At 56.6% G+C, this 8,494-nt stretch carries 12 protein-coding genes; 7 read left to right on the forward strand and 5 right to left on the reverse strand.

Annotation, left to right across the window (positions count from 1 at the left end):
* Positions 1-52: 52 nt before the first annotated feature.
* Complete coding sequence (locus tag C451_RS23350; protein WP_241431122.1) at positions 53-298, reverse strand: hypothetical protein; 246 nt, start codon at positions 296-298, stop codon at positions 53-55.
* A 25-nt stretch (positions 299-323) separates the two neighbouring features.
* Between C451_RS23350 and C451_RS00535 the strand changes: the two genes are divergently transcribed.
* Together C451_RS00535 and C451_RS00540 are read left to right on the forward strand one after the other, a co-directional pair.
* Complete coding sequence (locus tag C451_RS00535) at positions 324-950, forward strand: N-6 DNA methylase (protein ID WP_007736491.1); 627 nt, start codon at positions 324-326, stop codon at positions 948-950.
* A 295-nt stretch (positions 951-1,245) separates the two neighbouring features.
* A complete protein-coding gene (locus C451_RS00540) occupies positions 1,246-2,112 on the forward strand; it encodes a DUF6610 family protein (protein WP_449271487.1) in 867 nt (288 codons plus the stop codon).
* On the opposite strand, the gene C451_RS21430 is transcribed toward C451_RS00540, so the two are convergent.
* Complete coding sequence (locus tag C451_RS21430) at positions 2,084-2,689, reverse strand: hypothetical protein (protein WP_152420293.1); 606 nt, start codon at positions 2,687-2,689, stop codon at positions 2,084-2,086. The two genes, C451_RS00540 and C451_RS21430, sit on opposite strands and share 29 nt — an antisense overlap.
* A 792-nt stretch (positions 2,690-3,481) precedes the next feature.
* Positions 3,482-3,859: a hypothetical protein gene (locus tag C451_RS23355; RefSeq protein WP_152420294.1), complete on the reverse strand. Its 378-nt coding sequence runs from the start codon at positions 3,857-3,859 to the stop codon at positions 3,482-3,484.
* Positions 3,860-3,895: 36 nt separating this feature from the next.
* Here C451_RS23355 and C451_RS23360 point away from each other — a divergent pair, with 36 nt between their 5' ends.
* From C451_RS23360 to C451_RS00575, 5 genes are all read left to right on the forward strand, one after another.
* On the forward strand, positions 3,896-4,210 hold the full coding sequence (locus tag C451_RS23360; protein ID WP_241431123.1) for a hypothetical protein: 315 nt from the start codon (positions 3,896-3,898) through the stop codon (positions 4,208-4,210).
* Between the two features lie 270 nt (positions 4,211-4,480).
* Positions 4,481-4,813: a hypothetical protein gene (locus tag C451_RS00550; protein WP_007736495.1), complete on the forward strand. Its 333-nt coding sequence runs from the start codon at positions 4,481-4,483 to the stop codon at positions 4,811-4,813.
* A gap of 435 nt (positions 4,814-5,248) precedes the next feature.
* Entirely contained in the window at positions 5,249-5,629 is a 381-nt protein-coding gene (locus tag C451_RS00560) for a non-histone chromosomal MC1 family protein (RefSeq protein WP_007736496.1), read from the forward strand.
* Between the two features lie 111 nt (positions 5,630-5,740).
* Entirely contained in the window at positions 5,741-6,175 is a 435-nt protein-coding gene (locus tag C451_RS00565) for a hypothetical protein (protein ID WP_007736497.1), read from the forward strand.
* Positions 6,176-6,621: 446 nt separating this feature from the next.
* Positions 6,622-7,053, forward strand: coding sequence for a hypothetical protein (locus C451_RS00575; protein WP_007736500.1), 432 nt, complete (start codon positions 6,622-6,624; stop codon positions 7,051-7,053).
* On the opposite strand, the gene C451_RS00580 is transcribed toward C451_RS00575, so the two are convergent.
* Positions 7,023-7,634 carry a DUF7509 family protein gene (locus tag C451_RS00580; protein WP_394295054.1) on the reverse strand — a complete coding sequence of 204 codons (612 nt, stop codon included), beginning with the start codon at positions 7,632-7,634 and terminating at the stop codon, positions 7,023-7,025. The genes C451_RS00575 and C451_RS00580 overlap by 31 nt on opposite strands.
* A 27-nt stretch (positions 7,635-7,661) precedes the next feature.
* Positions 7,662-8,414, reverse strand: a complete 753-nt coding sequence (locus C451_RS00585; protein ID WP_449271488.1) for a transposase — start codon at positions 8,412-8,414, stop codon at positions 7,662-7,664.
* Positions 8,415-8,494: the final 80 nt, after the last annotated feature.

An 8,494-nucleotide genomic window follows, 5' to 3' on the forward strand; every position in this document is an offset into this window, starting at 1 on the left:
GGAGACGCCAATGCCCTATCTCGACGACACCTACACGAAACCAGTTCTCGATTCACTCAGCGATGTGCATCAGCAGACTGGCCACGGCTGGTCGCGCGTGTTTCGCGACTGGATCGATATCGTCTTCGCGAGCCTGCAACGCGACGACGACAGCCACGGCGAGATGGCCAACCGATACGAGAGTGATTTCGGTAAAGAGACGACGCAGACTGCTTTCAGAGCATATTCGGAAGCCTTTGCCAATTTGCTCGCAGCGATGGAACAGACCGACGCCGACGTGCTCGGCTGTCTGTTCCAAGAGTACGGTGCTCCATCCGAAGAAAATGGTCAGCANGGAACAGACCGACGCCGACGTGCTCGGCTGTCTGTTCCAAGAGTACGGTGCTCCATCCGAAGAAAATGGTCAGCACTTCACGCCACCGCATGTCGCACGATTGCTCGGTGGGGTGATGCTCCCCACCAACGAGCAGATCGAGAACACAACCCCAGACGATCCAATCACGATCCACGACCCCACCTGCGGGAGTGGTGGTCTCCTTGTCGGTGCAGGACAGCAACTCGAAAAATGTGCTGAATCGCCATACGCAGCGGTGTTTGTCGGTCAGGACATCGACAGCAGATGTACCAAGATGGCCGCGATCAACTTCGCAGTTCGAGGACTTCCTGGCTTTGCGATTCACGGGGACTCGCTCAAGGCTGATCCGACGGCCGCGTGGGAGGTCAGGCCCTCGAAAGGGCTGATGGGTGCGCCGATCCAGAAGTGCGAACCGCCACAATTCCTGTCCACCTCGGAAGATGGATCTGCTGACGGTTCGTCACCGCCCACAGCAACAGATGGCGCGGACGAGGCTGGAGAACAGAATGGCCAGATCGACGTGGACGTAGAGCTGGATACGCAGCAGGCCCAGTTCGCTGCATTCACCGACGATGGTGGCGGTGCTGACCAGTAAGGACAGCTTGCTTTCTCACTCGGTGTGGGGAGTGTCCGATTCGGATTCGGATGTTCTCTCATGTCACGACCCCATCCGCCAGCACCAGCAGTCGGCACCGCACCNAGAACAAGCGGACTCAAGAGCGATTGGAGACGCCGATGACATCGCTGCTGCACGTCGAGCGAAATACGTGGCGTTTCTCCACCGCCATCCGTTCGCCACCGACGCCTACAACCTCGGCTTTCTCCCCGGTATCCGTGAAGACTACTCGTTCCAGATCGACGACTTCGCAAACGTCGAGACACCCGTTCTGATGGTCGATAACGATTTTCGCGACCCCGATGCCGACCGATACGTTGCACGTATCCGAGAACTTCCNTTCGCAAACGTCGAGACACCCGTTCTGATGGTCGATAACGATTTTCGCGACCCCGATGCCGACCGATACGTTGCACGTATCCGAGAACTTCCCGAGCAGCCGTGGGTGTGCGTTCTCGGTGACGTCACGACACCCGAACAGGCACGCGATTACACACGGCTCGCTCGATCACTCGTCGACGAGTTTCCCACCACCGAGTTCGTGATCGTCCCGAAGTGCCCCGAAGCATTTGAGATCATCGACAAACAGTTCGTTCTGGGCTACTCGATGGGATACTCGGACATTCAAGCGACAGATGTCAGCACGATAAATGATTGGCGAGGGCGGCGCATCCACCTACTCGGGGCGAGTCCTCCGAAGCAGTTCGCGGCGATTCAGCGGCTCACACAGCCAACGATCACCGACGAGCCACCCGCAGATATCGTCGGTCTTGACTGGAACGGGCCACAGAGAGTTGCGTACCTCGGAGAATACTGGACCCGCAACGGCTGGCAGGCTGCCGATCACCTCTCCATCCGCGAGACCGTCAGAAAGAGCCTTCTCGAGATGCGAACGTTCTGGGAAAAACGAGGTGTCTGGCCGGCTGAAACGCCGAGAGAGAATATCGGAGCAGCTGTGCGCAAACCTGACGGCCCGGTGTTCGCAGCCAACGGTGAGACGATTCGAAATCGCGAAGCACTCGAAGACGCGATTGTCGTTGACTACGAAAGCGGACAGACGCTTGCCTACCGCAGCGAAACCGAACGTGCGTACGTTGAGTATCGTGCCGGACTCACTCGTCGCGATATTCGACGCGAGTAGATTCGCTCTGTCGATCCCCAGGCCGATTTTCTTCCATGTTTCCCAAAACATTTCGTATTGTCTTGAGGTCGTGGTTGTTCCTTGCAAGTGGAGACCGCTCTTCCTCTTTAACCCATTTCTTGTAGTCTTCAAGCCACCCAACCACACCCGGTGATACGCGTCGCCACTGTGACCAGTTCACTGCAGCCCTCTCCCGGATCTTAAATAGTTCAAGGTGCTTGCTGCTGTAAAAATCTCCAGTTTCATAGCAGGCATATCGTCCCTGCTTCCGTTGTCGCCACTGTTCCTCGGGGTCAATTCCATGCCGTTCGCGTATCTCTTTCGCGCCATACCACATTGCTAAATACTCGTCCTGAGGGTTTTTAACCTCATCTGGCTCCCTCAAGAGATAATTCGACAGGTTGCCGGACCGTGTTTCACTATGCGCCCATTGCTTGTTCCGTTTTTGCTCGCGAATTTGACTCCTGACTCTCTCTGCCTCCAGATCCTCATCAGAACACGCAGCACACATAGATACACCATCACGGACGCTGCCTGTTCCCCGTCTCTCAGCCCTCAGCACGGCAGTGCTGGGCACGAATTCATAAAAGCGTGTGTCGCACCTGTCGCAAATTCGAGGAGGGATAGATTTCCCCCGGAAACGATGGAAAACTTCTTGGAGAGCCCTCGAAAATCCAGTTCGTACCATTGTGATCTGTGGTATACTAACTGCCCATCAATAAATCCCCCGTCAGAATTTTCAAATGCTGCCTCTTACTGAAATAGGGATCGGCAACAAAACAAACAGTTGTTACTTACAGTTGTTTTCTCCAGAGGTCTCTTGCAGATCCTCAACCGAGAGTTCGTTCCGGAGATACGCGCGGCCCTTCTCGACGATCCGATAGGCAGCAACATCCTCATGTCGTTCGACTAGTCCATGCTCTGCAAGCGTCGCACAATGGCTTGCGACGGCTTGTCGTCCATATGGTAGATTGAGACACATACTCGCTGGCTTGATCCAATAGCCGTCAAGATCCGCTAAGAACTGCAAAATCGGATAATCCATCGCTGTGAGCCAGCTCACTCTTCGATACATCTGATACTGCCCGGATTCAGGAATGTGTAGGATTAGAACCACCGATCGGGTGTCCTTGTATCCGATATCGGTTTCTAGAACGTCGATATCGGTGTTGAGCCCATCTATCGGAAGGGGGTGTAGGGCAAGCTATATATGGAAGAGGGTGATGATTGCAGACGCAAAGCTAGGCACACAACCGCGCGCAGAAGGGGTTGTCTGAACAGCTACTCCTTCTGCCTCCGAGGTCATATAGCTTGCCCCTCGCACCGAGCGACAGCTATCTCTCGGAGGCGACGTTCCCGGCGTCGGCGTTCACACGGGACCAGAGTCACACGCATGCACGCATCCAGCGGAACGGCAGCCGTACAGTCCGACGAACAGTTGTTCGAGAGAATTGTCGCTCTCGAAGAGCGCGTTTCCGAACTCGAAGCCGATCGCGAGCGTCAGCGAAAAGAGCTTCACGCGGTCGCACGAGAGAACCACGAACTTCGGTCGTCGCACGAACGGCTCGAGGAACGGGTTGACAATACCGAAGCCGACCACAACGAACTCCAGGGCGAACTCGAACGCGCCGAAGCCAGCCGTGGACACATCATCGAGGACATCGTCGACGTTGAGGAGCAACTCGGTGATATGGAAGCCAAGCCTGTTGGGCGAGACAACGGAAACAACGCGGAAACCTCCAAACAACACACGGACATGGCCCCCATTGAGCGGATTTCAGTGATGGATACCGATGAGACCGGGATCGATGTGACCCCCTCCATCGAACGGGCTGTCTCGATCTTCGAACACTGGGAAGAATGGTCCGACAAGACACCAAAGGGACGTGTTCTCAAGGATGATCTTAAGACACTCCTTCGGACAGCAACCGGCGAGGGGCTCGCATGGCGGCAAGTGTACCGTGCTGCCGAAGCACTCGAAGAGCTCTCCAAGGACCGGATCGAATTCATCGACCACTCCCGCCACGGCAAGATGCTGATTGAATCTCTCTCAGCCAGGAGTGGCGACTGTCGCTCGTCGTCAGCGGCCACAAGCTAATCCCCGTCAGAGAACCGCCTGCCAAACGATAGCTCGATAACAGGAATAATCGTTCCATGGATGGATGCGGTGTATGCATCGGTCGGCTACTGGCGGGTGAACTGCCTCAAACAGCCTCACAATAGGTGAGAGTACAGAGAGGCTAGCTCAGTCATTGACGACAAGTGTCAGTCGAATCCGTCTGTTCACTTCTTCAAAAGTGTTAGAAACAGTAGCGAGACGGTCCGCACCTAGTTTGTTTGCCTCGTCGAGGAATGGAGGAGAATTGATATGTCGTACACGACTTGCGCCGCCGAGACCGCAAGCAACCGCCAAACCAGTATTCGTGACCGCGCTCTCGCAGCCCTGACTGACGCAGACGCCGACAGCGAGACCATGAAAGCGACCGTACTTCGCGAGTATCACCGTCACCACTCCAGCGTGTCGCTCGAAGATGTCCTCGAACTCAATACAGTGGTAACCGCTCCAGAGCAAGGACCACTCGAAGAGCGCGTTGCGACAGTTTTGACAGAGGCGATCGCACAGCACGACAGTTGGACAGATACTCCACAAGCACCGCCGGCCAGTGAGAATACTTCTGTTCCGGCCACGGAGGGTCACTGATGGACGCGCAGGCGAGAATCGGAACTGACGGCGGGAGAGAGGATTCTGAACACATCCTCGACAAGCTTCCACCAGAGAAGTTGCTCGATACACCCAACTTTCGGCTGATTCGTGGCGGCGTTGCCTGCATGCGCTCGGTCAAGACGGTCAAGCAGTACGTCGCCCATGAGAACGCCACCGAACAGCGTGAACAAGTCCNGTGGCGGCGTTGCCTGCATGCGCTCGGTCAAGACGGTCAAGCAGTACGTCGCCCATGAGAACGCCACCGAACAGCGTGAACAAGTCCTTCGATTGCTCCAGCAGCGTGCAACAGAACTCCGCGAACAACAGTAGTCATCTTTTACCCGGCTGTGATCGCGATTCCAGAGCTTTCTCTCGATTTTGCCGGTGCATTTATACACTCTCTGTCAGTAACGTGATTGGAGGGAATACATAATGGTTCGCCAAGACGGCAAACGAAGCTTCGGTTTGCGCGAAGCGGATGGTAGTGAACCCAGCGCTTTCGTAGGGAATTACCCCCGGCAGGCGGCCCTGAAAGCCGCTCGGCGGCTGAACCCCGGACCATCAGAAGCAGACGCCGACCGGCAGGAGCTCCGCCTCCGTGAACGTGGGACCAACAAGCTCCATATCTACGAGGGATGGGCGTGGGAGGAGGACGCACCCGAAGATGGTCCGGAATGGCTCTCTGGCACCATCACCGCAGCCAACGTNTGGGCGTGGGAGGAGGACGCACCCGAAGATGGTCCGGAATGGCTCTCTGGCACCATCACCGCAGCCAACGTCGCAAAACAGGGCATCGAGTTCCTCGACGAGTAGTCTTCTCCTCCGGCCGCCACGTCCGGACGAATTGTGGACACAGACATGGTGGTGTGTCGTGATCCATCGCATCCATATTTTTCTCCTCCAGAGAGGTGGAGGAAAGAGCCAATGAGTCACGACACGCAGTCCAGATCATCAACTGAACAGCTTGAACAGCAACAGTATCCAGCCGCCGAAACTGTTGCTCATCTCTCGAAAGCGACCTACCACCAGCGCATCGAGACGCTCGCTGAACGGATTCTCCCCCGACTCGCCGACGAGACAGGCACGATTCAGACGGTCAACTACGACAGAGTCCTCGGCCAGCTGAAAGTGATCGAACGGATGAGCTTCGACAATCCGTTCTCGGTCCTGGAGCACAGCGAGTACGAACTCGATGCGTTCGACTGGAAACGAGTCAACAGCAAGCATCCGGTGCAGGGGCTCGCCGAGCAGGCACGCCGACTCGTCGCTGGCGATGTCCAGCAACAACTCCTCGAACTGGTCGCTACCGACGACACACGCGTAGGCACTGGATCGCCGCACAACGGAGGACCACGATGACGGAGAACCAGCCTGACAGAGATCTCTATCTCGAATTGCTCGACGAGTGCTACGAAACGCTTCGTGAGGCAACCATTGAGGGNGACGGAGAACCAGCCTGACAGAGATCTCTATCTCGAATTGCTCGACGAGTGCTACGAAACGCTTCGTGAGGCAACCATTGAGGGGGTTGACGAGATCGCTGAATACGCTGTCGAAAGACGGTGTGACGAAGCAGTTGGCGAGCACGAGGTCATCGGAAATGTAGAAGAACCAAGGACGAACGCCGCAATCATCGCCGTCTCGGCTCGTACCGAGGACGTAATCGCAGATACATCGGGCCACAATTCTGCCGCGCTTTTCGCAGAACTAGCGCCTGCCGAGCAGCTTGCGGAACTTGCACATATGGCCGCTAAGTACGATCTGATCGAACGTGTGCTCACCGAGCAATCGGAGGCTGTTCACCAATGAGCGACAGCAAACCGAGTCGCCAGACGAAGTATGAAATCCCCGACGATCACGTCTGGGCAGACGAACAAGTCCAAGAATCCGAGGACCGCCCACCCGTGGCCGAGGTAGAACACCACGCTGTCGAGATCCTGCATCGTGGGCGCGACCGCACGGACGGCGAGCGCGACATTAGGTATCGGTACGTGTTCGAGAATGGCGAAGCCATCGGCATTCTTCGGTCGCATCGGCTCGCCGAAAGCAACCAGTTCGATCCGATGGGTGCAATCGCACCGTACGAAGTCCCCGCAATCGTGAAAGACATGCTCGCTCACGAGATGCTAGCCGACCACTGGACCGAAGTCGTCGATGTCGAACAAGCCGAGAGATTTGCGAAGGCCATTGGACGCTCACGCGAGTCTCACTCTTCGATCGGCTCAAGCTTTCCGTAGAGTTCCTCATTCTGAATATGGGTACAAAACTGCGCGCACAGCCGACAAAGATCTTCTGCATCAGTGAACGTGCGAACGCTAGCATCCCACCGTGCGTGAACCGAGCCGAGCATCGCACTCCGGACAGCCGGTTCAGTTGCGACCATGAATCGACGTGCTCGGGTCGGCGGAACCGCTTCGGCGGCCGGTCTCCTCATCTCCTCGACGGCCAACATATCCTCTAATGTACTCCCGATCTCGATTCCAACCCCGAGGTTATCGCCCACCTGTGGAGCGACGAAGACGACAACGTTGCTTGCGCGCGCGAATTCGATGCTCTGCGTCGCTGCATCCATTTCATCGAGCGGGATGCCAACATCGATAGCGAGAAACGCGTTGAACTCGCGTTCCCGAAGACAATTCCGTGTTGCTTTGAGGAGTTTCAGCACTTCGTCCTCGGAATACTCACCCGCAGACTCCTCCCACGTCGCAAACGAGGGAAGATTCTCAGTAGCGGCGTCGGTCTCTTCAGAGAGAACTGTCTCGACACCGAACGTTCGATATGGTCCCATGACGTACACCAGAAATTGCTTGCGACTGATCTTGGGTACCCTGTTGCACGTTCAAAATCAAATCGCCAGACGGAACGATCGGACCTGAATCCGGACTCCATCAGTAGAGTTGGTGAAACGATGGAANTACCGCTCGTTGAACTCCTCAACGAGCGGTTCGAACGCCGCACTGTCGTTCCTCTTGCCGGTCTCCATCGTGATGGCGACCGGCAGCTCCGTTGCTGCATCCACCACGAGAAACACCTTGTATCCGTAAAACGATCCTTCGTGTTTCCCCCAGCTCGCACCGTCAACTTCGCCATTTTCGATCTCATCACGCGTATTCGCCCACGCCGCGATGTGCGTCCCGTCGATCACGACGAACTCACCGCCATGTTCGTGATCNGACTGGAGGCAGTCTCGGAGTTCATCGGGATGAAGTTCGTCGAAGGCCCGCCAGAGCGACGTCCCATCCGGGACGTCCTCTGGCTCGGTGTAGTTGAGAGCCTCTCGAAACGAATGATTGCGCTGAAGACGGCGTTCGAGGGCGTCAAACGAGTCGCCCTCGAACTGCCGCAGGACAAGTGCGGCAGCTCGTTCGGGAGAGATTGACTGAAGTTCCGAGACAGCGACCGAGAGGAAGGTNGTGACATCGGCTGGCTGGTCGGTTTCACGCTGAGCCAGCTGGTCGTCCCGAAGGGACGGCCAGCTGTGGGTGTAGACGGTGGTGTCTTGGGACTCAGTGGCGTGTACTTCCTGTTGGTCAGCGAGTTTCTGGAGTGGGCGGTAGGAGCGACGACCGAGAAGGTCGTTTGCTTCGGGTGCGGTCAGCCCGGATGGACGGCGGAACGCGAGGTGTTTGAGCGTCGGCTTGGCGTCTTCCTTGCGGTGGAAGACGGCGACGCCGTCAT

This window comes from Halococcus thailandensis JCM 13552, from assembly GCF_000336715.1.
GTDB classification, from domain to species: Archaea; Halobacteriota; Halobacteria; order Halobacteriales; family Halococcaceae; genus Halococcus; species Halococcus thailandensis.

Excerpts from the sequence above, each read along its gene's own strand:
- C451_RS00565 (WP_007736497.1), top strand. The coding sequence starts at position 5,741 with ATGAGTCACGACACGCAGTCCAGATCATCAACTGAACAGCTTGAACAG.
- C451_RS23360 (WP_241431123.1), top strand. The coding sequence starts at position 3,896 with ATGGATACCGATGAGACCGGGATCGATGTGACCCCCTCCATCGAACGG.
- C451_RS00550 (WP_007736495.1), top strand. The coding sequence starts at position 4,481 with ATGTCGTACACGACTTGCGCCGCCGAGACCGCAAGCAACCGCCAAACC.
- C451_RS00575 (WP_007736500.1), top strand. The coding sequence starts at position 6,622 with ATGAGCGACAGCAAACCGAGTCGCCAGACGAAGTATGAAATCCCCGAC.